This window comes from Deltaproteobacteria bacterium, assembly GCA_026712905.1.
Lineage (GTDB): Bacteria > Desulfobacterota > Binatia > UBA9968 > JAJDTQ01 > JAJDTQ01.
The window spans coordinates 1-24,483 of sequence record JAPOPM010000007.1; the positions used below are offsets into that span (position 1 = coordinate 1).

19 protein-coding genes are annotated in these 24,483 nt (G+C 66.8%); 4 read left to right on the forward strand and 15 right to left on the reverse strand.

The window, feature by feature from the left end; translation table 11 throughout:
- From OXF11_00375 to cysD, 6 genes are all read right to left on the reverse strand, one after another.
- Positions 1 to 737: MBL fold metallo-hydrolase (locus OXF11_00375; GenBank protein ID MCY4485562.1), on the reverse strand; the 737-nt coding region annotated here is incomplete at its 3' end.
- Between the two features lie 41 nt (positions 738 to 778).
- Positions 779 to 1,153: a transcriptional repressor gene (locus OXF11_00380; GenBank protein MCY4485563.1), complete on the reverse strand. Its 375-nt coding sequence runs from the start codon at positions 1,151 to 1,153 to the stop codon at positions 779 to 781.
- Positions 1,154 to 1,211: 58 nt separating this feature from the next.
- Entirely contained in the window at positions 1,212 to 1,784 is a 573-nt protein-coding gene (locus OXF11_00385; GenBank protein ID MCY4485564.1) for a DUF3501 family protein, read from the reverse strand.
- 102 nt (positions 1,785 to 1,886) lie between these two features.
- A complete protein-coding gene (locus OXF11_00390) occupies positions 1,887 to 2,330 on the reverse strand; it encodes a rubrerythrin family protein (GenBank protein MCY4485565.1) in 444 nt (147 codons plus the stop codon).
- A 47-nt stretch (positions 2,331 to 2,377) separates the two neighbouring features.
- Positions 2,378 to 4,225 (reverse strand): sulfate adenylyltransferase subunit CysN, encoded by a 1,848-nt coding sequence (gene cysN, locus OXF11_00395; GenBank protein MCY4485566.1) that lies wholly within the window; start codon positions 4,223 to 4,225, stop codon positions 2,378 to 2,380.
- Positions 4,225 to 5,136, reverse strand: coding sequence for a sulfate adenylyltransferase subunit CysD (cysD, locus tag OXF11_00400; GenBank protein ID MCY4485567.1), 912 nt, complete (start codon positions 5,134 to 5,136; stop codon positions 4,225 to 4,227). The genes cysN and cysD overlap by 1 nt, the downstream gene beginning before the upstream one ends.
- A gap of 86 nt (positions 5,137 to 5,222) precedes the next feature.
- On the opposite strand from cysD, the gene OXF11_00405 reads away from it, so the two are divergent.
- Together OXF11_00405 and OXF11_00410 are read left to right on the forward strand one after the other, a co-directional pair.
- Positions 5,223 to 6,488 carry a DUF898 family protein gene (locus tag OXF11_00405; protein ID MCY4485568.1) on the forward strand — a complete coding sequence of 422 codons (1,266 nt, stop codon included), beginning with the start codon at positions 5,223 to 5,225 and terminating at the stop codon, positions 6,486 to 6,488.
- Positions 6,489 to 6,494: 6 nt separating this feature from the next.
- Positions 6,495 to 7,652 carry a M48 family metallopeptidase gene (locus OXF11_00410; protein MCY4485569.1) on the forward strand — a complete coding sequence of 386 codons (1,158 nt, stop codon included), beginning with the start codon at positions 6,495 to 6,497 and terminating at the stop codon, positions 7,650 to 7,652.
- 23 nt (positions 7,653 to 7,675) lie between these two features.
- Here the strand turns inward: OXF11_00410 and OXF11_00415 are convergent, their stop codons facing one another.
- Positions 7,676 to 8,947 (reverse strand): Glu/Leu/Phe/Val dehydrogenase, encoded by a 1,272-nt coding sequence (locus OXF11_00415; GenBank protein MCY4485570.1) that lies wholly within the window; start codon positions 8,945 to 8,947, stop codon positions 7,676 to 7,678.
- Between the two features lie 277 nt (positions 8,948 to 9,224).
- Here OXF11_00415 and OXF11_00420 point away from each other — a divergent pair, with 277 nt between their 5' ends.
- A complete protein-coding gene (locus tag OXF11_00420; protein MCY4485571.1) occupies positions 9,225 to 10,610 on the forward strand; it encodes a lysine 2,3-aminomutase in 1,386 nt (461 codons plus the stop codon).
- Between the two features lie 84 nt (positions 10,611 to 10,694).
- Here OXF11_00420 and OXF11_00425 read toward each other — a convergent pair whose 3' ends face one another.
- The 3 genes from OXF11_00425 to OXF11_00435 form a co-directional block, all read right to left on the reverse strand.
- Positions 10,695 to 11,357, reverse strand: coding sequence for a nucleotidyl transferase AbiEii/AbiGii toxin family protein (locus tag OXF11_00425; GenBank protein MCY4485572.1), 663 nt, complete (start codon positions 11,355 to 11,357; stop codon positions 10,695 to 10,697).
- Entirely contained in the window at positions 11,354 to 11,728 is a 375-nt protein-coding gene (locus tag OXF11_00430; protein MCY4485573.1) for a hypothetical protein, read from the reverse strand. Before OXF11_00430 ends, OXF11_00425 begins: the two co-directional genes overlap by 4 nt.
- A gap of 67 nt (positions 11,729 to 11,795) precedes the next feature.
- Complete coding sequence (locus tag OXF11_00435; GenBank protein MCY4485574.1) at positions 11,796 to 16,724, reverse strand: DEAD/DEAH box helicase; 4,929 nt, start codon at positions 16,722 to 16,724, stop codon at positions 11,796 to 11,798.
- Between the two features lie 98 nt (positions 16,725 to 16,822).
- Here OXF11_00435 and OXF11_00440 point away from each other — a divergent pair, with 98 nt between their 5' ends.
- On the forward strand, positions 16,823 to 17,416 hold the full coding sequence (locus tag OXF11_00440; protein ID MCY4485575.1) for a hypothetical protein: 594 nt from the start codon (positions 16,823 to 16,825) through the stop codon (positions 17,414 to 17,416).
- 326 nt (positions 17,417 to 17,742) lie between these two features.
- Here the strand turns inward: OXF11_00440 and OXF11_00445 are convergent, their stop codons facing one another.
- The 5 genes from OXF11_00445 to OXF11_00465 form a co-directional block, all read right to left on the reverse strand.
- The gene (locus tag OXF11_00445) at positions 17,743 to 18,147 is read right to left on the reverse strand and encodes a type II toxin-antitoxin system VapC family toxin (protein ID MCY4485576.1); all 405 of its coding nucleotides are present in this window, start codon (positions 18,145 to 18,147) and stop codon (positions 17,743 to 17,745) included.
- 9 nt (positions 18,148 to 18,156) lie between these two features.
- Entirely contained in the window at positions 18,157 to 18,420 is a 264-nt protein-coding gene (locus OXF11_00450; protein MCY4485577.1) for a type II toxin-antitoxin system prevent-host-death family antitoxin, read from the reverse strand.
- A gap of 152 nt (positions 18,421 to 18,572) precedes the next feature.
- A complete protein-coding gene (locus tag OXF11_00455; protein MCY4485578.1) occupies positions 18,573 to 19,481 on the reverse strand; it encodes an ABC transporter substrate-binding protein in 909 nt (302 codons plus the stop codon).
- A gap of 194 nt (positions 19,482 to 19,675) precedes the next feature.
- On the reverse strand, positions 19,676 to 22,840 hold the full coding sequence (locus tag OXF11_00460) for an efflux RND transporter permease subunit (GenBank protein MCY4485579.1): 3,165 nt from the start codon (positions 22,838 to 22,840) through the stop codon (positions 19,676 to 19,678).
- A gap of 12 nt (positions 22,841 to 22,852) precedes the next feature.
- Positions 22,853 to 24,010, reverse strand: coding sequence for an efflux RND transporter periplasmic adaptor subunit (locus OXF11_00465; GenBank protein ID MCY4485580.1), 1,158 nt, complete (start codon positions 24,008 to 24,010; stop codon positions 22,853 to 22,855).
- Positions 24,011 to 24,483 lie beyond the last annotated feature (473 nt).

The window sequence follows — 24,483 nt, forward strand, 5'->3', positions numbered from 1 at the left end:
ACCGGGTAGCGGCCGTCGAGGTGGGACGCGAAGTATTCGGCCTGGTGCGGGTTGTCGTAGTGCATCGGCAGCACGATGGGCGGCTTGACCTGCTCGATGACCTTCACGAGGTCGCCGAAGCCCAGGTTGTTGCGCGCGTCGATGGGGACCATCATGACGTCCACCCGGCGCAGGAGCTTCACCTGCTTCTCGGTGAGCAGGTGGCCGATGTTGCCCAGGTGGGCGAGGCACAGACTGCCCATCTCGAAGACGAAGATCGAGTTGGCGATGCGGCTGAAGTCGTAGCTGCGGGCGCTGGGGAGGTTCACCACGACGATGTCCTTGACCTTACGGCGCACCGGCTGCCAGCGCTGGTCCAGCGTGATGCCGCGCAGTACCAGCGGCTCCCCGCGCACGGCTTCGACGTTGTTGTGAGTGTAATGGTCGTTGCTCACGGTCACCGCGTCGGCGGTGATTCCCGGGGTCACGTCGAAGTTGGGATCGGCCACCACCCGGGTGCCGGTGCCCGAACGGATGGCGAAGCTCGAGTGGCCGAACCAGCGGACGCTGTACTGGCCGAGGCCGATGTCCGCGTCGCCCGGGACGGTGGCGCCGGCAAGCATGCCGACGGAACGGGCTAGGTGGGGTCCCTCACCGAGGGTCTTGACCACGTTGGGATTACAGATGGCGACCGCGGCCTGTGCGCTCAACATTACCGCCAGACCGAGCACGATACCGGTGAGTCCGCGTCTTGACATGGCTCCCTCCCGAGTGGCCCGCGGCGAACTTCCCGCGGACGTCAAGAGCACATCTCGCACGTACCGTAGAGAGAAAGCTGGTGCGATTTCACCGTGAAGCCCGTGTCCGGCGCAAGCACCGGCTCCGCTTCGTCCCTGCGGTCAAGGGTGACATCATAGACCTTTCCACAGCTTTCGCAAATGAAATGAGGGTGCTTGCCGAGGATGGGATCGAAGTGCTGGGTCCGGTCGATGTTGAGGATCTGCAGCTTGCCGTCGGCGGCCAGTTTCTGGAGGTTGCGGTAGACGGTGCCGAGGCTGATGTGGGGCATGTCCTTTCGGACGCGTTCGTAGATCTGGTCCGCGGTGGGATGGGACGTCTGGTCCTTCACGGCGTCCCAGACCACTTCTAGCTGTCGCGTATGTCTCGTGGACATGAACGATCCCGCGACCCGCGGGCTGCGCCGCCACGCAATCCGCCGGTCCTTTTCGATACTAACCCAGGTCTTGGAGCAACTCCGCCTTGGTAGTCTCGCTCAGCACGGCCTCGGCGTGGTAGTTCTCGTGGTCCACCACGATCCGGGCATCCGCCTCGCGCAGCGCTTCCACGTCATCGGGGGTGAGGTCGAAGGTGACGTACTGCACCGCGCTGATCTTGTCTTCCTTGCTGTGCCCTTCCTCGAAGCTGGCGCGCACCGAACGGTCGGCGCCCATGCACAGGAAGACGCGCTCGTCGATGCCGAGGAACTTGAGCAGTTCCCCGCGCAGGTTGGTCTGGTTCTCGATCTCGAGGAAGAGCGTCGCGCGCAACTCTCCGGCCCCCGGAACGAGCTCGTTGTAGACGTCGATCTCCTCGCGGATCTTGTCCAGGTCGCGGATGCTCTCGGCCCGGAGCATCTCCTGGATCTGGAAGATCACCGTGGTGCGGTTCTCGAACACCAGCGAGACCTTGTCGCCCACGGCCACCCGCCGGTGCTTCTTGAGGTCGATGATCTCGCGCCGGAAGGCGTCGCGCTTCTGCTCGTAGGCGCCGGCGCCGACGATGTCGTTGAGGGTGACCTTTTCCATGTTCGTGTCGGTAATGTTGTGCCAGCAGAGGGAGCTTCCCGCCCCGTCCCGGAGAGCCGCGGCTCGGGGCGGGAAGTTCCGGTTTAGCGGATCAAACGCGGATCAACCGGCGTCCGCGGGGTCCTTGCCGGCGACGGCCTGCAGGCCCTTGTTGAAACGGCCGGCGTGGGACTTCTCGGCCTTGGCCAGGGTCTCGAACCACTCGGCCAGTTCCTCAAGGCCCTCGTCGCGCGCGGTCTTGGCGAAGCCGGGGTACATCTCCGTGTATTCGAAGGTCTCACCCTCCACCGCGGACTTCAGGTTGTTCTCGGTGGTGCCGATGGGAACGCCGGTGCAGGGGTCGCCGACTTCCTTCAGGAAGTCCAGGTGACCGAAGGCATGGCCCGTCTCCGCCTCGGAGGTGTCGCGGAACAGTCCGCCCATGTCGGGATAACCCTCGATGTCGGCCTGGCGCGCGAAATAGAGATAGCGACGGTTCGCCTGCGACTCGCCCGCGAAGGCGTTCTTCAGGTTCTCGTGGCTCTTGGTGCCGTTGATGCTTGCCATAGGTTCCTCCTTATTAATAATAGTTCCGATTAGTAGCCAATAGCGGCTTACGAGTCAAGCGCACGCGTCAGGTAGTCGATGACCTCGTCCGCGATCTCGTCGACGTTCTTCTCGGCGGTCTTCAGCACGATCTCGGGGTTCTCCGGCGGCTCGTAGGCACTGTCGACGCCGGTGAAGTTCCTGATCTGGCCCGCGCGGGCCTTGCGGTAGAGCCCCTTGGGGTCGCGTTGCTCGCACACCTCGATGGGGCAGTCGACGAAGATCTCGATGAACTCGCCCTCCTCCATCATCTCCCGCGCCATCCTGCGCTCGTCACGGAAGGGCGAGATCACCGAGACCAGGACCATCAGCCCCGCGTCGACGAAGAGCCTGGCGACCTCGGCGATGCGGCGCACGTTCTCCACCCGGTCCGCGGCGGTGAAGCCCAGGTCCTTGGTCAAGCCGTGCCGCAGGTTGTCGCCGTCCAGGGTGTAGCTGTGCCGTCCCATGGCGTGCAGGCGCCGCTCCACGGCGTTGGCCGTCGCCGACTTGCCCGCGCCCGACAACCCGGTGAGCCATAGCACGCACGCCTTCTGGTTCTTCTGGGCAGCGCGCGCCGGTTTGTCGATGGCGAGCTGGTGCGGGGTCAGGTTGGAGCCGCGCCACAGGCCGAAGTCGATCATGCCGGCGCCCACGGTGTCGTGGCTGTAGCGGTCGATGAGGATGAAGCCGCCGGTCTCGCGGCACTCCTTGTAGGGATCGAAGGCGATCCGCCGGTCGAGGCCGAGGTTGCAGTAGGCGATGTCGTTGAGGTCCAGGGTCCTGGCGGCCGTATGCTCGAGGCTGTGGACGTTCAGCCTGTGCTTGATGGCGGTGATCTGGGCCCCCACCACGCGCGTACCGATCTTCAGCAGGTAGGGGCGCTCGGGCAGCATCGGGTTCTCGTGCATCCACACGATGTGGCACGCGAACTGATCGTTGAGGCTCGGCGCTTCGGCGGCCGCGGCGAGGATGTCGCCGCGGCTCACGTCGACTTCGTCGGCGAGGGTGAGGGTCACGGCCTGGCCGGCTCCGGCGCTCTCGAGGTCGCCGTCCGGGCCCACGATGCGTTGGACCGTGGAGGATTTGTTCGAGGGGCATGCCAGCACGGCATCGCCCGGGCGCACGAGCCCGGAGGCGATGGTGCCCGCGAACCCGCGGAACTCCGTGTCGGGACGGTTCACCCACTGCACCGGCATGCGGAAGGGGGCACCCACGCGCACCGCGGAAACGTCGGCCTCCTCCAGCGCCTGGAGCAGCGTCGGGCCGTCGTACCAGTCCATGGCGGCCGACGGCTCGGTGACGTTGTCGCCCGTGAGGGCCGACACCGGAATGCAGAGGAGATCAGCGACGTCGAGCCGCCGGGCGAAGTCGCCGTAGGCCGAGACGATGCCGTCGTATACTTCCCGGGACCAGTCCACGAGGTCCATCTTGTTGATGGCCACGATGACGTGCCGGATTCCCAGGAGCGCGACGATGGTGGTGTGCCGGCAGGTCTGGGGCAGAACCCCCTTGCGGGCGTCGATGAGCACCACCGCCAGGTCGGCGTTGGAGGCACCGGTGGCCATGTTGGGCGTGTACTGCTCGTGCCCCGGAGTGTCGGCCACGATGAACGCGCGCCGGCCGGTGGAGAACATGCGGTAGGCGACGTCGATGGTGATGCCCTGTTCGCGTTCCGCCTGAAGGCCGTCCACCAGCAGCGCGAGATCGAGGTCGTCTCCCTGGGTGCCGTGGCGCTTGCTGTCGGCCTCCAGCCGCGCAAGCTGGTCCTGGAAGACCAGCCGGGATTCGTAGAGCAACCGCCCGATCAACGTCGACTTGCCGTCGTCGACGCTGCCGCAGGTGATGAAGCGCAGGGTGTCCCGGTCGTCGGACATCAGAAGTAACCCTCTTGCTTCTTGCGCTCCATGGAGCCTTCGCCGTCGTGGTCGATGACGCGTCCCTGGCGCTCGGAATATGTGGCGGAGAGCAACTCCCGGATAATCGCCGGCACGGTGTCGGCACCGGATTCGACGGCGCCCGACAGTGGGTAGCACCCGAGCGTGCGGAAACGCACCCGTTTCACTTCCGGCTCCTCGCCGGGCTCGAGCTTCATGCGCTCGTCCGCCACCATGATCAGCGTACCCGAGCGCCGCACCACGGGGCGCGGGGCCGCGAAATAGAGCGGCACCACCGGGATGTCCTCCCGCTCGATGTAGTGCCACACGTCCAGCTCGGTCCAGTTGGAGAGCGGGAACACGCGCATGGACTCGCCGTCACGGACATGGGTGTTGTAGAGGCGCCAGAGCTCGGGACGCTGGTTCTTGGGATCCCAGCGGTGGGACCGGGAGCGCAGCGAGAAGACCCGCTCCTTGGCACGGGACATCTCCTCGTTCCGGCGCGCGCCGGCCAGCGCCGCGTCGAAGCCGTGCCTGTCGAGCGCCTGTTTGAGCGCCTGGGTCTTCATCACGTCGGTGTGGAGCGCCGACCCGCTGGTGAAAGGGTTGATGCCCCGTGCGAGCCCTTCCTGGTTGATGTGGACAATGAGTTCCATCCCGGTTTCGCGCGCCGTGCGTTCGCGGAACGCGTACATCTCCGGGAACTTCCAGGTGGTGTCGACGTGCAGCAGGGGGAAGGGCGGCGGCGCCGGATGGAAGGCTTTCCGAGCCAGCCGCACCAGCACCGAGCTGTCCTTGCCGATGGAGTAGAGCATGACCGGCCTGGAGAAACCGGCGGCCACCTCGCGCATGATGTGAATGGATTCGGCCTCGAGCGCGTCCAGATGGTCGAGACCCCGAGGATCGCTCATGGGCCTTGTTTTTACCCGGAACGACCTGTCAAAGTCGAACGAGCCCGGTCCTTGCTCTTACGGGGACGGGCCGGGACGGATCCGGCATGAAAGATGACGCTGAAGCCGCCGGTGGTCGAATGAACGCGCGGGGACCGGCCGCGGCAGCCGTGGCCTTCGACGGCCGCCGCGGAGAGTTGGCGGCGCTGCTGCTCCGGAACCTGCTGCTGACTCTGGCTACCCTCGGAATCTACCGGTTCTGGGCGAAGACGCGCGTGCGCGGGTTCGTGTGGCGGCACGTCAAGCTCCTTGGCGAGCCCCTGGAATACCTGGGCAGCGGCACCGAGTTGCTCGTCGGGTTTCTTGTCGTCCTGGTGATCCTCGCCCCGCTCACGAGCGCCTATTCGTTGCTTCCCCTCCTCCTCCCGGAGGGGATCCCCTACCAGGGGCTGGCCTTGCAGGTGCTGTACTATACCCTGCTCGGATTCCTCGTTCAGGTGGCGGTCTATCGCGTGCGGCGCTACCGGCTGACGCGCACGGCGTGGCGCGGCGTGCGCTTCGGACTGGACGGTTCTTCGTTGGTCTACGCGTCCATCTGGTTCCTGTACGGTGCGGTGACGCTGGCGACCCTGGGTTTGGCCTACCCGTGGCTGCGTGTGGCCACGACGCGCTACTTCGCACGTCACGCACGGTTCGGTTCCACCGCATTTTCCTTCGACGCCGGCGCGGGGCGTCTGTTCCCTTTGTGGCTGGTGGTGATCACGCCGGCGCTGGTCGCGGGCATCCTGTTCGTGACGTTGAATCGGGAGGCCTTCGAGTTGGTGGGTGCCGCCTGGAGCGACTACCTCGGGAAGCTCGACAGGGAGGCTCTCGGGGAGGTCTGGCGGTCACTGGCCCAGGTCGACTACCGGGCGGGTTGGCTGCTTGCGCTCAGCCTGGTCCTGCTGACCTGGTATCGGGTGAACCAGTTCCGTTACCTGTTGAGCGCGGTGCGCGTGGGCGAGGTCCGGCTGGATTCCAGGTTGACCACGCGGACCGTGTACGTTCTCCAGGCCGTGTTCTACGTCTGTATCGTCGGCGCCCTCGTGCTCTTGTGGGTTATGGGGGTGGGCACGGCGACGATGGTCGTCAGGCGGACGGGTTGGACGGATGCGACCTCGATCCTGATCATCTTCGGCGGCCTGACCGGCCTCGTCTATTTTCTCTACGGGTTTGCCAGGAAGCTGTTCCTGGAGGTCCCCTTGCTCAAGCTCGCGTGCACGACGCTGCTGCTGGAGCGGCCCGAAGCCCTGGAGCGGACGGCGCAATCCACGGCGGCCCTGCCGGGTCATGGGGAAGGGCTCGCCGACGCCCTGGACGTGGGCGGTTTTTGAGATCCCATGCGCTACCTGGCCACCTACTACGATGGCTTGACGGCCCAGGCCCGGCCCGTGGCCATCGCGGTGACGGATACGGGAGTTGTCATTTCCGCGCTGCACGGAGCCGTGCTGGCGCATTGGCCCGCCGAAGGCGTCCTCCTCGCGGAGCGGCCGCGTGGCGGCGAGCCGATAAGGCTCGGTCTGGAAGGCACCACCGAGCGGCTGGTCGTCGATGACCCGGGCGTGTTGGAGACGCTTCGGCCGGTGTCGCCCCGACTCTATCAGCGGGTGCGGACGTCCTGGCGCGGCCTCGCCAGGATCGTGGGGTGGGCGGGCGCGGCCGCGGGCTCCATGGCCGTCATCCTTCTTTTCGTCGTGCCCGCCCTGTCGGAACAACTGGCCGCGGTGACCCCGGACACGGTCAGGGAACGCATCGGCGGCGCGACGTTGGCGCAGCTTGTGCGTCTTGTGAAGATTGACCGAAGCGGGTCCGCGGGGACGCAACGGCCCTACTGCAGCGACAGGCCGGGGCGGGCCGCCCTCGAGGCGCTGACGGCCCGCCTCACGGCGGACATGACCGCGCCGCCGGCGCTAAGGCCGGTGGTGTTGAATACGAAGCTGGTCAACGCCTTCGCGCTGCCGGGCAACTTCATCGTGTTGACCAAAGGGTTGATCGAAAGCGCCGTGGATGCGGAGGAAGTGGCGGGCGTGGTCGCTCACGAGATCGGCCACATTGCGCACGACCACGGTATCCAGCGGCTGTACCGCTCCGCCGCGTTCGGGGTGCTGACGAGCTTGATGATCGGCGACGTGGCCGGAGGCCTTCTGGTGGCGGGGTTGGGCGAGTTGATGCTCGACAGCGGTTACTCGCGGGAGGCCGAGCGCGAAGCCGACCGCTATGCGCTGGAACGTCTGGGCGCCGCGGGAATCGACTCCAGGGGGTTCGAAGCGTTCTTTGTGCGGTTGCAGGCGCAAGAGGAAGAGCGGCGGGGGAAGGGCGGAAGCGCGCTTCCCGGGATCCTCTCGACGCACCCGCCCCACGCCGAGCGAATCCAGGCCGTGCGCCGCGCGGCGCGGTCCGAGGGCAAGGTCTTCGAAGACTCGCGCCAGTGGCCGAGTCTCCTTCTTATCTGTCGAACCACGGACTCGGGTTCCTCGACGATCTTGCACGGCCGGTAGAAACGGCCGGAAGGGTCTGGTGTTCAGCCCAGCGGGTTGAAGAACGCCTTGGTGCCGCGCGCCTCCACCGCGTGGCCGATGCGTTCGAGGGCGTGGACGTAGGCGGCGGTGCGCATGCTCACGGCCTTGTCCCGGGCCACCTCCCAGATGCCGCGGGTCTCGGGGTCCATGATGGCCCTGAGCTTCGTGTGCACTTCCTCCACCGGCCAGTAGTAGCCGGCCTTGTTCTGCACCCACTCGAAGTAGGAGACCGTCACCCCGCCCGAGTTGGCCAGGATGTCCGGGACCACGATGATGCCCTTCTGGTCGAGGATGGCGTCGCCCGCCGGCGTTACCGGGCCGTTGGCCAGCTCCAGGATCACCGGCGCCTGGATGGCGGCGGCGTTGTCCTCGGTGATCTGGTTCTCCACCGCCGCCGGGATCAGCACGTCGCACTCCGCTTCCAGGAGCGCGGCGTTGTCGAGCTCGCGCGCGCGGCCGCGGGTGGGCGCGCCGGCCAGGCTGCGGGTGCGATCCTTGTGCTCCATGACCGCGTAGGGGTCCATGCCGTCGGGGTCGTAGATGGCGGCGCCCGAGTCGGACAGCCCGACGATCCGGTAGCCGTCGTCGTGGAGCAGGCGCGCGCAGTGGAACGACGCGTTGCCGAACCCCTGGAGGACGATGCGCGTTTTCTCCGGGCTGATGCCCAACTCGTCTCTCAGTTCGCGCAGCACGTAGAAGCCGCCCCGTCCGGTGGCGTCGTCGCGTCCCAGCGAGCCGCCAAGCGCCACCGGCTTGCCGGTGATGATGGCCGGGCTGGGATGGCCGGTGATGTTGCCGTACTCGTCCGCCATCCACGCCATGACGATGCCGTTGGTGTACATGTCCGGCGCGGGGATGTCGCGTTCGGGGCCGATGAAGCGCGCGAAGGCCTGCACGTAGGCGCGGCTCAGCCGCTCCAGCTCCGCCCGGGACAGAGTCTTGACGTCCACCGACACACCGCCCTTGGCGCCGCCGAAGGGCAGGTTCACCACCGCGCACTTGAAGGTCATCCAGAACGCGAGCGTCATCACCTCGTCGACGTTCACCGCGGGATGGAAGCGGATGCCGCCCTTGGTGGGACCGCGGGTGTCGTCGTAGCGGCAGCGCCACGCCTTGAAACCCTTGCGCGAGCCGTCGTCCATGCGCACCAGCAGGGTGGCGGCCAGCGTTTCCTTGGGATAGCGGAGCTGCTCGATGATCTCGCGCTCGATGTCGACGTGGCGGGCGGCGTTTTCCAGGCGCTGCCGCGCGGTGGTGAAGAGGTCGGTGGCCATGTGCGCTTGCTCCTTTCAAACCCGGTCGTTGATGAATCGTCCCTGATACCAGTAAAGCAGAAAACCCGGCCCAACAAGAATTTTCCGTGGCGGCGGCTCTTGAAAAGGAGAACGCCTAATGCCTATTGTGCGCGTTTTGTGTGTGGTATTCTTCCCTTTTGGAGTATACTTGTATCGACAGGAGAGTCTTAGAGAAGAGACACGAATACTTTGGGAGGTAGTCATGAGCAAAGAAGTGTCAGAGACCGGCAACGACCCTGGGCGCACCCCGGGCATGATGTCTCTCCAAACCGACGAAGAAGGCCTGGACAACGCGGCGCCGATCTTTCCGTCCGAGCGCTACAAGGCACTGTCGGCCAAGCATCTGCCGGAAATCCCGCAACTGGAGAAGCTGCCCGCCGACGACCGGTTCGCCATGCAGGTGGTGGCCAGCGTGCTGCCTTTCCGCTCCAACCGGTACGTGATCGACAACCTCATCGACTGGGACCGGGTGCCCGACGACCCCGTCTATCAGATGACCTTCCCGCAGCAGGACATGCTCGAGGCGGTGGACTTCTCGCGCATGGCCGACCTCATGCGGCGCGACGCTTCCGCCAAGGAGATCAAGGAAGGCGCCCACGAGATCCGCGAGAAGCTCAATCCGCACCCCGCCGGGCAGCGCGAGCTGAACATCCCGCAGGTCGGGCACGAGACGATTAACGGTCTCCAGCACAAGTACCGCGAGACCGTGCTGTTCTTCCCCAGCCAAGGGCAGACCTGCCATGCCTACTGCACCTTCTGCTTCCGCTGGGCCCAGTTCGTGGGTGACAACACCCTGAAGATCGTCGCCAAGGAGGCGGACGGCCTGCACGACTACCTGGCCGCGCATCCCGACGTGACCGATCTGCTGGTGACGGGCGGCGATCCCATGATCATGAAGACCGCGGTGTTCGCCCAGTACCTGGAGCCGTTCGTGGAAGACCCGCGGCTCGCCCACATCCAGGACATCCGCATCGGCACCAAGTCACTGACCTTCTGGCCCGCCCGCTTCGTCGGCGACGACGACGCCGACGACATGCTGCGCCTGCTGGAGAAGATCGTGAAGGCCGGCAAGCACGTGGCCATCATGGCTCACTTCAACCACTGGCAGGAGCTGGAGACCAAAGTGGTGCGGGAGGCCATCCGCCGCCTGCGCGACGCCGGCGCGGTGATCCGCTGCCAGGCGCCGCTGCTCGCTCACATCAACGACTCCTCGGACGTGTGGATCCGCATGTGGGAGGAAGAGGTGCGGCTGGGGATGATCCCCTACTACATGTTCGTGGAGCGCGACACCGGCGCGCGCAACTACTTCGAGGTGCCGCTGGAGCGCTGCTGCGACATCTTCCAGAACGCCTACAAGTTCGTCTCCGGCCTGTCCCGCACCGTGCGCGGCCCGAGCATGAGCGCCACCCCGGGCAAGGTGGAGGTCCAGGACGTGCAGGAGATCGCCGGCGAGAAGGTGTTCATCCTCCGCTTCCTCCAGGGACGCAACCCCGACTGGGTCGGACGCCCCTTCTTCGCCGCCTACGACCCCGAGGCCACCTGGTTCGACCAGTTGCGCCCCGCCTTCGGCCAGGAGAAGTTCTTCTTCACCGACGAATTCAACGCGATGGTGGAGGGGAAGTGGCCGACCACCAAGCACTGAGCTCGAACGCAACGAGACTAGAAGGGGGGCGGTGTGCATGCACCGTCCCCCTTCTTTCGTTCCAACTGGGTCCGTTGCGGCCGTTCAAGCCAGAGAGTCGGCCACCTTGACAATCTCGGCTGTCGTAAAGTCCCAGTCGGCGGCCTGCTTCGAAAGGAATGCCTGCGTTGCCGGATCCACGTTCGTGGCGTCGCCTTCGTTGAAGTAGGAGAGGGCCTTGACCGCTTCGGTTGGAGGAAACCGCGGTCCGTAGAGGGTTCCCGCCGCGCCGAGTCCCTCTTTGAGTGGCACACCGGCTCGCAGAATAGCCGCCAGATCGAGATAATCGCGGGCCGCGACACGTTGCAGCAGTACCTTGAGCTTCGTCCCGAAGAGGTCCAACAGCGAGGCGACTCGCAACACGCCGTCCTCCGTTAGCTCCGGATTCCCCACGCGGCCAGTGTCGATGCCGCCGAAGAAAGAGACTTTCACCGGATTCGTTGCACTGCGGGGTGTCGTAGAAACGGTCAACGTGTCAGGCGCCCTTTGGAGCACGTCAGCCCGTGTCATGAAGGGAAGGCGGAAGAGGAGGTCGAAGTCGACGGCGTCCGACGAGAAGAAGTCGAAGTCGACCGAGGAACGGTGGCGCAATCTCAGCGCCAGAGCGGTGCCGCCGTAGAGGACGAAAGAGTCGGGGATGTCCGCCAACGAGGACCACAGCTTCCGTTGCTCGTCGGGAAGAACGTCGAGAAACGGCTTGAACGTCACCGCGGGATCTCCCGCGGCAGACGCCGCACAGGTAACTCGGGAGGCGGGGTCAAACCAAGGCGGAGATGCCAGAAATGCCAGGAACGAGGATTGAAGATGCCGATGGGCGCGTCGCGCAACGCGTCGCGCAACTCGGAGGTGGAAACGAGCGACAGCAGCCAGCGGATGTCGTCCGCGGTGCCGAGGTTCATCATCTGCGCCAGGAATAGTGGCCGGTCCGCCAGGGTGCGTTCCGGTGGTTGCCACCAGACGTACTTCCTGGCCATGGACGGTGCGCGTTCGGCACCGGTCAAACGGTCGGCGTTGTGCTCGCGGACGTGTGAATTGGTTCCCATCAAGGCCAGAATGTAGGCTTCAAGCACGTTTTGCAAGGAGCATTACAGAGGTCCGCCGGCGGTGACAGTGGGAGCAAGGCGTGTACCCCCGGTACCTTGACACTTACTCCACCGCTGACCCCGTGACCGGCTGCACGCGGCTCAGCACGTTGCCCAGGGGGCCTGTCTCGGCGGGGGCACCGTTCAGGTAGGCGATGAACTGGTGCGACTGCACGGGGACACGCGGGCCGGGGGTGAGTATGCCGACGAGGTTCAGGGGGTCGGTGCAGGACACGATGACCGGCTCCTTGTCGGCCGGGAGGCGGCGCACGGTGCGCATGGACTCGACGGCGTCGGGGAGGGCGTACTGCTCGCCCACGAAGCCGTTGACGAAACGGCCGCCGCGGATCTCGCCGCGGGCCTCCATGCGGCGGTAGGCCTGGAGCAGCAGGCGCCAGGGCGGGCAGCGGGTCTCCCGAGACAGGAGTTCCCGGAAGACGACGCCGTAGCGTTGCAGGAGTTGACGAGCCAGCGTCTCGGTGGCGGCCTCGGCTGCGCCGGGGTCTTCCTTGCGCCACAAGGACCAGCGGCCCACGGGCATGGATTGCGCCGCGGCGCCCTTGCGGTTGCCGCGCCGGTTCTCCTTCCGTTTGAGCTCCGGGGTGAGCAGCATGCGCAGGCCGGCGATGCCGTCTCCGGTGACCTGCCCGCGGGTGACCAGCTCCCACAGGGCGCGCTCGGTGCGGACCGTCAGGTGCCCGGTTCCCCGGGCGATGTCGGCGAGGAAGGAGGCGCCGTGGTTTTCCAGGTACGCGGCCACGTCGTGGGCGGCGGCGGAGAGCCCCTGGAGACCGCGCCAGTCCAGGGCGTCCGGGTCGAGGAAGTGTGGCAGGTCCTCGCGGATGACGAAGGCCAGCGGCGCGGAGCGGGTAGGGGTGGTCCGGCGCGCCTTGCCGTTGGCCGGCCGGAGCGCCAGGGGCGCCGCGTCCCAGAGTTTGGCCACGGAGGGGTCGTCCTCCGGGGCGCCGGTGTCGCGCCGCAGCCGTCCCCAGGTGATCACGCCCGCGAGGCACAGGTGCTCCAGTTCGGCGGCGTCGTAGGCGGCGATGCGCGCCGGCAGGACGTGCTGTTCCCACGCCGGGGCGGGAAGCTCCATGCCCTGGAGCTGGAGGATGACCTGGTGGACACCGTCGCGGCCGTGAAGCTGCGCGCCCGGTTGCACGTGCTGCCAGCGCAGCAGGAAGCGGATGAAGTCCGCCCCCGACACGGGTTGGATCTCGCGCCGCAGCCGGCCCAGGGTGAGGCGGTGGATACGCGACAGGAGCCGGCGCTCACACCATTCCACCGGGGCATCGGCGGCGGTGCCGGGTGAGAAGCGGCCTTGCAGCACCACTCCGGAGACTTCCAGGGCGGTGAGGGCGCGCGCCACCGATTCGACGGGAAGGCCGGTGCGGGCGGCCAGTGCTTCGCCGGTGATGGGGCCGCAGATTTCCATCCACCCCTGCACGGTACGGCGCAGGGCGTCGTCATGGGAGGGTACGCCTTCGGCATTGTTCGGAGCAGCTTGCACCGGCATCCCGCCTGGGCCCTGCGTCGGCATCCCGCCTGGGCCCTGCGTCGGCATCCCGCCTGGGCCCTGCGTCGGCATCTCGCCTGGGCCCTGCGTCGGCATCCCGCCCGGGCCCTGCGGCGGCATCCCGCCCGGGCCCTGCGGCGGCATCCCGCCTGGGCCTCGGGCCTGCGCCGGCCCCCCGACCGTCATTCCCGCGGAAGCGGGAATCCAGGGGTTGGGGAGGGGGTTGTCGGTCCTGGTACCCCGCCCCTCGCCACCTGGATTCCCGCTTCCGCGGGAATGACGTGAGTGGTGTGTCGCTGTGTCGGGACTGCCGGTGTGGGGACTGCCTGTGTCGGGACCGCCTGTGTCGGGACTGCCCGCGTCGGGACTGCCTGTGTCGGGACTGCCTGCGTCGGGGTTGTCCATGACCGGCGCCGCCACGGCCGGGTTCATTCGGAAGTAACCCAGCACGGCCCTGGCCTCGGCCAGGCGCTCAGCGGCCACATAGAATGGGCCGCCGTGAGCCTGTTCGGGCTTGGTGGCTCCGTGGAACGCATCGCCGTTGTCACCCCCGAGTTCGACCACGGTGGCTCGTCGCGCCGCCATCAGTTCCCTCGCGTACCGCTGCCACGGCTCTGCTTCCCGCACCGGCAGCAGGATCACCGTCAGCAGCAGGTCGTGGAGTTCGTCGGGGTCGCGGATGTCCGGCCATGCCTGGGCCTTCACCTCCGCCAAGGCTTCGGGACTCAGGGCGCCGATGCCCTGGGCCAGGTCCGGGTCGGTGCGTCGCAGAGCTACCGCGCGGGCGCGCCGTTCCTCCAGCGGGGCGTCGTCGAGGAACGCGTAGGGGTTGGCGTTGAGGATCTCGTGGGCCATGGGCGAGGGCGCCGGGGTCTCCACGGCCACGGTGGCGATCTCGCCGCGGCCGAGGCGCTCCAGTGTTTCCTTGAAGCCGTCCACGTCCATGGCCTCGCGCAGGCAGTTCTCCATGGTCTCGCGGGTCAGGGGATGGTCCGGCAGGGCCACGGGGCCGGAGCGGTTGTCCTGGCACATGACCTGGTCCGGGAAGACCGCGCCCAGCAGGTCCTCGGCGCGCATGCGCTGGATCTGCATGGGCACCCTCTTGCCGCGGCTGAAGCGCTCCACCGCCAGCGCCCGGCTCGTGTTCCAGCGCCAGCGGTTGGTGAACATGGGCGCCGCCAGGGACGCCTGGGTCAGGTCCCGTTCCACCGTCGCCGGGTTGAGGTAGCTGAAGACCGTGTCCAGCGGGAAGGAATGGCGGTCGGTCAGCGAGATGACGATGCCGTCGTCGGTGGCCGCGGCCTGGAGCTCGAAGTCGAAGTTGACGCAGAAGCGTTTGCGCAGGGCCAGCCCCCAGGCGCGGTTGATGCGTCCCCCGAAGGGCGTGTGCAGCACGAGCTGCATGCCGCCGGACTCGTCGAAGAAGCGCTCGGCGACGACACGGTCCACGGTGGGCACGCAGCCGAGCATGGCGCGGGTCTCGTTCACGTAGGCGACGATCTGTTCCGCGCCGGCCGGGCCAACCCCGGTTTCGCGTTGAAGCCATGCTGCGGGGGATTCTCCGTGTGCCCCGGCCGCATGCCCTTCGGACTCGGGCGGTTCTTCCGCATCCGCGGCTGCACCTGCCTGATCCCCGGCGGCCTCTCCCGCGCCCGCGCGTCGGGCCACGGTCTCGCGCACGTCGGACACCGCGCGCGACAGCTCGAGCGTGCGTCCCGGCGCCTCTCCCAGCCAGAAGGGGATGGTGGGCGGCGCGCCGTGGGCGTCCTCCACCCACACCTTGCCGGAGGCCACCCGCTGGATGCGCCACGAGGTGTTGCCCAGCAGGAAGATGTCGCCGGACAGGCTCTCGATGGCGAAGTCCTCGTTGACCTTTCCCACGAAGGTCTCGTTGTGCGCCTCCACCACGTCGTAGTCGGCGGTGTCCGGGATGGCGCCGCCGTTAGTGATGGAGACCAGACGCGCGCCCCGGCGCGCCCGCAGCATCCTGTTCACCCGGTCCCGATGAAGGTGGGCCCCGCGGCGGCCCCGGGACGGCGCCACGCCCTCGCAGAGCATCTGCAGGACCTGCTCGAAATCGCCGCGGGAGAGGTCCCGGAAGGGGTACGCTCCCCGCACCAGCTCCCACAGCGCTTCCTCGGCGATGCCCGGCAGCGGCTTGGCCTCGGGGAGGAGCGGCAGGGTCTCGCCCGGCTTCGGCGCGGGTGTCAGGCTTGCCACCGTGGCCACCATCTGCTGGGCGAGCACATCCAGCGGCTCGCGCACCAGGGCGATGCGGTCCAGCTCACCCTGGCGCACCGCGTAGACCGCGGCGGCGCTTTGCAGCAGGTCGTCCCGCGTGAGCGGGTACAGGATGCCCTTGGGGACGGCCCCCAGCCAATGGCCCGAGCGTCCCACGCGCTGCAGCAGGGTGGCGATGGAGCGGGGCGCGCCGATATGGCACACGAGCTCCACGTGGCCGATGTCGATGCCCAGCTCCAGCGACGCGGTGGCCACCACCACCGGCACCTCCGCGGCCTTCAGCTTCTGCTCGGCCTCGAGCCGGGTCTTGCGCGACAGGCTGCCGTGGTGCGCCAGCACCTTGCCCTCGCCGAGCCGGTCGGTGAGTTGGTGCGCCACCCGTTCCACCAGCCGGCGCGTGTGCACGAACACCAGCGTGGTGCGGTGGCTCTGGATCTGCGCCACGATGCGGTCATAGACCTCGGCCCAGAGCGCGTGGGAGGTGATGGGCCCCAGCTCCTGTTCCGGCACCTCGATGGACAGGTCCAGCTCGCGCTTGTGGCCCACGTCCACGATGGCGCACTCCGGCGCGCCGTCGGGCCGCAGGCGCCGGGCGCCCACCAGCAGGCGCGCGATGTCGTCCATGGGTTTCTGCGTCGCGCTCAGGCCGATGCGCTGCAAGGGCCTGCCCGCCAGGGCGTCGAGGCGTTCCAGCGAGAGTGCCAGATGGGCGCCGCGCTTGTCGCCGGCCACCGCGTGGATCTCGTCCACGATGACCGTGTGCGCGCGCTTCAACAGTTGGCGGCTGCGTTCCGCCGTGAGCAGGATGTAGAGCGACTCCGGCGTGGTGATGAGGATGTGCGGCGGGTGGGAGAGCATGCGCTGCCGCTCCGTGGCCGGGGTGTCTCCCGAGCGCACCGCGGTGCGGATCTCCTGGAGCGCCAGCCCCCGGAGCCGGCCCGACCGGGTGATCTCCGCCAGCGGTTCCTGCAGGTTCTTCTGGATGTCGTTGCCCAGGGCCTTGAGCGGCGAGACGTAGATCACGTGGGTGTGGTCCCGCGACGGTTCGGCCGAGGCGATGAGCCGGTTGATGGACCAGAGGAAGGCCGCCAGGGTCTTGCCCGAACCGGTGGGCGCGGCGATGAGCGTGTCCCGCCCCTGGGCGATCTCCTCCCAGCCCGCCGCCTGCGGCGCCGTCGGCTTGCCGAAACGGTCCCGGAACCAGTCACGCACCAGAGGGTGAAATCGGTCGATCACTGCGTTAGAGTCTTCCTTGTTGCTCAGCGCATCTTAGCATAGCGCCGTCGAGACGGGACAGGGACCCGTGTGCCGGACCGATCGCACACCAACCGCCGATGAACCTGCTATCGCCCGGAATGGGCGTCACCTTGTCGTTCACGCCGCAGATGGAAAAGCGTCTCACCCGCCGGGCGGCGCGGATGATCGAGCAGTCCGTGCGCCAGTTCCCCGAATTGCGGAACATGAAGATCCACGTGGGCCATACCAAGGCCAAGCTCGGGGTCGCGTTCATTCCCAGGGCGTTCCGGCCGCCGTTGTACATCCGCCTCCGGGTACGCGGCCTGACCCACAACACCATCGGCCACGAGCTGACCCACCTGTTGCAGGGTCTGACGAAGCTGCCGCCACCCGAAGGCGTCTCCGCGTGGGAGCCGGTCCCCATCGGCGAGACCCAGTGCGACATCTGGACTCTCGCCCGCAGCGATCTCTTCTGCGACGACGCCCCCACCTATTTGCGCATGCCGCGCGCCGTGCGCGAGAACTGGCGGGACTACGCCCGCCGGGTGCGCTCCCTGTGCGTCGAAGCCATCCGCCAGCGGCCGGTTCGCCGTACCTACATCCGCTGGTTGGAGTCACAGATCGCCGAGCTGCCCGAGAGAGCGCCGGTGGCGCGGGCGGATGCGCCGGAGCAGTTGTGGTTAGCTCTGTGAGACTGACCCCATCATTTCGCCTTCTCAGGTTGCGCCAAGACCTTGCTCGAAGAGGAATGGGCGCGACCACCTCACGCCGTCATTCCCGCGGAACAGGCTTTGTCAAAACGTCGCCCGGACAAGAATCGGTGCCAACCCCCCGATTCGTCATTCCCGCGGAAGCGGGAATCCAGGGGTGGTGGTGGTGGGCACTGCAACGGCGTTTCTCCGCCTCGCCACCCCTGGATTCCCGCTTCCGCGGGAATGACGAATCGGGGGGGGGGCGCCTCATCGGTTTGACACAGCCTGGAAAGCCCCTGGATCCCCACTATCCGCGGGAATGACGATTAGGGGCGTTGAAGTGTGATCGCCAACGGATGGTCTGCAAGCTGGCGATCGGCGGTCAGGAGCTTCAGGTTCTCTTCCTGCGCTTGGACAAGAAGGATCTCGTCGAAGGGATCCCTGTGGTTCAGCGGCGTTTCAAGAGCACGCGCTGCGTGTGCGACGGTCATCGGCAGCAGCGTCACATCCTGCCCCTTGAGGACGGTGATTACCTCGTTCGGGTCGAACGGACTCTTTCGTGCTCCGGACCGACGGCGAGCGTCATGCTTAAGGCGCATCTCCCAGATCGATACAGCGCTGACAAAGAACTCCGACTTGTCGCTTTCGAAGAACCTGCGCTCGGACGCCGTGAGTTTCCCCGGAGCCTCCATCAGGTCGTAGAGATAGGATGTGTCGAGCAAAATGCGCACGGGAATGGTCTATTCGTCGTGATCGAGACCGAGCACACGCCGGCTGAACGCGGGATCGTTGAATTCGTCGGGCCAACGCTCCCGGTCGCCTGCTAGCCCGAGGCTGCGCCGTGCGGCTTCCAGTTTGGCGAAGTCGATCCCGCCTCGTCGGTCACAGCGCAAAAGCTCGACGGCTGGACGGCCGTGTCTGGTGATGACGACTCGCTCACCGTTCCGTGCGGCTGACACGAGTTCCGAGAGGCGGGCTTTGGCTTCCCGCAAGGCAAGTTCCATGACGGTCTCCCCTCCAGCGGTTCCGTTGCGTACAAGCGTACGACATGACAAGAGGCGATTCAAGACTACGGTGTGACTACAACGCTCAGTGCCGGTGCCTTCCTTGGGTTTTCTCGCAAGGCACCGGCCAGCCGCGCGGCGCCTTTACTGGATCAGCCCACGGCCGCCTCGTAGTAGGAAACGTCGATGTATTTCTCCGGCGGAGGCGGGGGAGAGGCGATGTAGCCCATGCCGGCGCGGAGGTCGAGGGCGGCGGCGAGGCCGGGGACGTTGAGCGCGGCCTTGGGGTAGAGGCCGTGGGCGGAGTCCAGCAGGGCGTCCAGGGTTTCCTCGGCGGCAGCGCCGGTGAGGCCGTTGTGCCGGGCCAGGATGTCGAGGCAACGCGGCCGGTTCTCGGGCGCGAAGCACCATTGGGTGGCGGCCACGTAGCAGCGGGTGTAGTCGACCAGGGTCGTGCGGTTCTCTCCCGCCCAGGAACGCTTGGCCAGACCCACCGTCGCCTGGTACACGGGCGCCATCTCTTCACCCCTGGCGATCACGTGGCAGCCGCGCTCCAGGGCGGCTCCGACGAAGGGCGGGGTGAGCAGCGTGGCGAATAGTTTGCCCTCGATAAGGGTCTCGTAGCGGCTCTCCCAGCCGCCCACCTCCACGAGCTCGTATTCGTCCGCGCCGAAGCCGTGGTCGCGCAGGGCCTTCTCCAGGATGAAGACGAAGCCGCTGTCGCGCGCGTCCACCGCCAGCGGCTTGCCGCGCAAGGACTCCATGGTGGCGCACCCGGGCGCCCCCACGAGGTTCAGCAGGCCGCTGTGGAGTCCCATGAACGCGAACAGGTCGGACCCGGGCTGGTTCTCCACGTCGCAGACCACGTCGTCCGCGGCCGCGTGGCCGATGGTGCAGCGCCCGGTGCGCACCGCGTCCACGAGGTACGCGGAGCCCGGTGTGTATTCGATCTCCACGGCGAGCCCGGCGCTGGCGAAGATGCCGTGCTCCACGGCCGCGTGCACCGGCAGGTTGTAGGCGGCGCGGAACTGGATGAGTCGGATGGGGGTCAGCGGGCTCATGATCGCGACCGAAAGGTGAAACCGAAACACGTCTCGTCGGGACCGGGCGCGGCCCGATCCCGACGACGGGAACTCAACCCAATGTTGCAAAAGAGTCTGTGAAAAGCGATCCGAAGCACGCCCCTACGAATCGTCGTTCCCGCGAAAGCGGGAATGACGATTCGTAGAATTCCCGTAGTTCTGCAACATTGGGGCTAATCGTAGCGGCCGTCGACGATCATCACCAGGGCCGGCAGGAGGAACAGGATGAATATGGTCGACAGCACGAGCCCGCCCAGCATGCTGATTACGAACGGCACCAGGAAGATCAACTCGTCGCTGCGTTCGTAGAGCAACGGCGACAGTCCCACGACGGTCGTGAGGCTGGTCAGCAGCACCGCGCGGAAGCGATGGCGGGTGGCCGCGGATGCCGCCGCAATTGCCGGTAACACCTCGTTCTCCCTGCGGAGTTGGTTGTAGCGGTCCAGCAGCACCAGCGCGTCGTTCACGATGATCCCGCCCACCGCGACGATTCCGAACAGCGACATGGCCGCGAAATCCCACCCGAGTATCCAGTGGGCCAGCACCGCGCCGGCGAACGACATCGGTATTCCCACCACCGCCACCAGGGGTTTCCAGTAGCTGCGCAGGAAGGCGGCCATCAGCGCATACATCGCCAGCAGCACGAGGGGAACCAGCAGCCCCAGGGTGCCCAACATCTCCTTCTCGTCCCGGGCAGCCCCGTCGGGTTCGATCTTGAGGCCGGGGTACTTGGCGAGCAGGCCGGGGATGATCCTCTCCTGGACCTCTCGCCTTGCCTGACGGGGGGTTGTCACGACGGCGTCGGTACGCGCGTCCACGAACGCGGCCTTCTTGCCGTCGATCCGCGTCAGCGTGGTCATCTCACGTTTCTCCGTGAGCGTTGCCACCGTGGACAGCGGGACCTCGCCGCCACCGGACGCACCGCGGTCCCTGCCACCTCGCCCTTGCCCGCCCGCAGGCCGGCGGATCCGCTCGCTGGCCAGGTCTCCCAGGCTTCGCCGCCGCTCGGCCGGGTACCGGACCACGACCTTGACTTCCTCCCGGCCGCGCTGGATCCGCTGGACTTCCACGCCGTGGAAACTGGCGCGCAACTGGGCGCCGATGCCCGCCGGCGTCAATCCCGCCGCCTTCCCGGCCCGCGTGAGCTGGATCTCGAAGTGCCGCTTGCCCGCGGACAAGCTGTCGGAGATGCCGAAGACCCCCGGCACGGTCGCCAGGGAGGCTTTCAACTCCGTGGCGGCATTTCTCAACACGTCGGTGTCGGAGTGCTTCAGCGCATACGAAACCGGTGCCTTGGGTTTGACCCGTGCGCCCTGGAATTCAACGCTCTCCAGTTCCGACGTGTCCCCGACGTTCCGGCGCCAGACCCGCTCGATATCCCTGGACGATGCGGTGCGCACCGGACGCGGGTTGAGATGGACCCGCACCGAAGCCACGTTGCTGCGGTTGGCGCCGATCTCCGCTGTCCGGATCTGCGTGAGATTGCCGGCGGTGACGGCCACGGATCTGATCGACGTGCCGTCGAGTTGGTCGTTGATGGAGCGGGCGGCGTCCGCGAAACGCTCGGCCGCGGCGAGAGTCTGCTCGAACGGCGCCCCCGGAGGCAGATGCAGATCCGCCTGAATGCTGTCGGAGGCGAGCGCATCCTGGTCGATGATGACGACCCGGACGTTGTCGGACCGCAGGAGCAGCACCCCGATGAGCACCACGACCGCGCCGATCCCCAGGGTGAGCCAGGGATGTTGCACGGCGCGCGCCACCGATGGCGCCACGACGGAGTCCCGCGCCCGGTCGATCAGGCCGTCCACCCGGCCTTGGATGTCGCTCAGCGGCGGCGCGCTCCACGGGCGCTCGTGCGACAGATGCGCGGGCAGGACGAAGAAGGACTCGACCAGCGAAACCAGCAGGACGAAGAACGCCACGTAGGGAAACACGGTGGTGAGCTGGTAGGCGCCCGAGGTGACGAAGAGAAGCGGCACGAAGGCGAGCAGGGTGGTGGCCGCCCCCACCGTGATCGGACCCACCATCGCCCTGGCGCCCGAGATGGCCGCATCCGCCGCGCTCTTCCCGCTCTCGCGTTCCGCCGCGATGCTCTCTCCGACCACCACGGAGTCGTCCACGACGATGCCGATAAGCAGGAAGAAGGCGAAGATCGTGCCGATGTTCAGAGTCATGTCGGCGGCGCCGAAGAAGATCAGCGAACCGATGAAGGACAAGGGAATCCCTATGGTGATCCAGGTGGCGACGCGCAGGTCGAACACCAGAACCAGGGTCAGGAATACCAGCAACGCGCCGAGGATGCCGTTGCGGAGGATCTCCTGCAGCCTGTCCAGGGCGGGCGCCGCCCGGTCGTTCCAGACGCTGACCGTGATGTTCCCGGGAGCCTCGTGGCCGGCGAGCCACATCCTGATTTCGTCACCGATCTCGACCACCGACTCCTGCTCGACGGCATCGACCCGGACGAACACGGCGGATTGGCCGTTGACCTCGGAGACGACGTCCTCGTCGACGAACCCGTCACGGATGGTGGCGACGTCGCCCAGGGTGACGATGGCGCCGCTGAGCCGCGTGATCAGCGGGATGTCCTTGAACTCGGCGCCGGTGCGCCGCTTGGTGACGGTGTGCAGGATCACACCGCCGGCCTCGGTGCGCAGTTCGCCGAAAGTGAGGTTGAGCGAAGCCCGTCTCACGATCCGGGAGATCTGGGCGATGGAGAGATCATGCCGCCGCAGCTCTTCCTCGCTCAACTCGATGGTGATCTCCCGGTCGCGGGTGCCCAGCAGCGTCACCTGTGAAACCGACGGCAGCGCCAGCAGCGCGTCGCGCACGTTCTCGGCGGCGAGGCGCAACTCGTTCTCCGAGGCCTGGGAAGACGACACCGCCAGCGTCAAGACCTCGATGGCGATCCGGTGAAGCTCCACCTCCGGTCTTTCGGCGTTGAGCGGCGGGAAGTTCTCGATGCCGGCCACGGCGTTCTGGACATCGTTCAGGACGGTGTCGGGATCGGCGAAGGTCTCCATCTCGACCCTGAGCCGGCCGAGCCCCTGGGTGGCCGTCCCCACGACCCTTTTCACCCCTCTGAGTCCGACGATGGCTTCCTCGATGCGCCGGTTGATGTCTTCCTCCACCTCCTTGGGCGACGAACCGGGCGCCGGCACCGCCACGGTGATCGCCCGGAGATCGAAGTAGGGGTAGAGTTGAACGGCGAGATGCCGTCCGGCGATCACGCCGCCGATGATCAGGAACAACAGCAGCAGGTTGGCGGCGACCGGATTGCGGGCGAACCAGGCGATCGGTCCCTTGTTGGCGGCTCCGGCTCCAGCGTCGTTGGTGCTCATGTCCGGGCTCCGTTATTTCGCCACCGCCACCGCCAGACCTTTCCTGGCTCCCGGCGGCGCACCCACGACCACGCCCTCGCCCGCGTCGAACGCCTCCACGACCCAGCCCGCGTCCGTGCGTCCGAGGGTCTTGGGCACCACCGGCTTCAGCGCGCCCTTGTCGACCACCCAGACACTGCTGCCTTCCTGCAGAACGGATTCCGGCAATACGTAGACGTTTTGATACGAGGGCCCCTCGATCCGGACTTCCGCGAACATGCCCGGCAGCGGCAGTGTCTCCCTGGGCACATCATCCGGGAACTTGAGGAACAACCCGGCGAGGCGCGTGCTCGGGGCCACGGCCGATGACACGCGCTCCACCGTTGCGTCGTACGCCCCCAACTGTGTCCGAACGCGGGCGGAACGGCCGATCACCGGCGAAAGGTACGCCAGGTCCTTCGGGTCCACCGGCACTCTCACCCTGATCGCATCGGTTCGATACACGGTGCCCAACCTCGTCGGGCGCCCCACCACCGCTCTGGCGGGCCCTACGAACTCGCCCACCTCCAGCTCGGTTGCCAGCACGCGGCTGTCATACGGCAGGGAGATGTTCGTCCGTTCCAGCCGGAGCTTCGCGAGCTTCAGCACCGCCCGCGCCTGCGCCAACTCGGCTTCCGCCTCCGCTATCGACGGCAAGCGGCGCACCGCGTCGGAAACCTCGGCGCCCGGGGTCGCGCGCGAGAATGCCTTCGCGTCCTCTTCGCCGCCGGCTTTCTCCACCCACACCCGGGCTTCCGCCGCCTTCACCGCCATCTCCGCCCTTTCCACCCGGAGTTCGTGTTCGGTGGCATCTATCCTGACGAACGTCTCGTTGGCCGGTATCGATCCGCCGTTTCTGAACTTCGGCGAAATCCAGACGACACGACCCGTGACTTCGGACATCACCCGCGCCTGCTCTTCCACCCGGACGTTACCCGTCAACCGAACGGTCAACGCTTGTTGGGTCGGCTTGGGCTCGATCACGCTGACGGTGGGCTTGCCCTTCTCCGCGGTCAGGTCGGGCGCGGTGTCGAGGGCCACGCGGCCCGGTGCGCGCGCGAAGTAGAGAGCGATCACGATTACGAGGAGAATCGCGGCCAATTGAACGATGCCGAGCCATCGAGGCCGATCGGATGCGGTTCCTTGCGCCATCTCTTATCCCCACCAGCTATGAGAACGCCGAGCGTTCGTGGTCCGTTTACGATGTCGAGCGCGGCGGCAACCGCCCTCCGGCGACGGAGTGCGCGTTCAGCTTGCATCGCGCGGTGCTCGATAATGACGGTACCCCCGAATTAACACAGCTTGTAATCCGAGGGCAATGTTTTGTGCATATTCGTTCGCTTATTCCGCACTCGGCAAGCGGGATCCTTCACGGTGAAAGCGGAAAGGCCATACGGAAGTGGCAACGGCACGGCGGGTGGTGCTAGTGTGGTGTCTGGTTAACTCGCACAATAATTTGCGGGTCTTTTCTGCGTTGAGTGTTTGTTTTTGATTTGTTTATCAATAGGTTAGGAGTATTCTGATTTGAGCCGTAATCGATATGTAACCCCATTCAACCAATACTCAGTCCCCGCCAGCGCGCGTATGTCCTCAAGTCAGTTTGGTGCCTCGGAGAAAGTCACCGT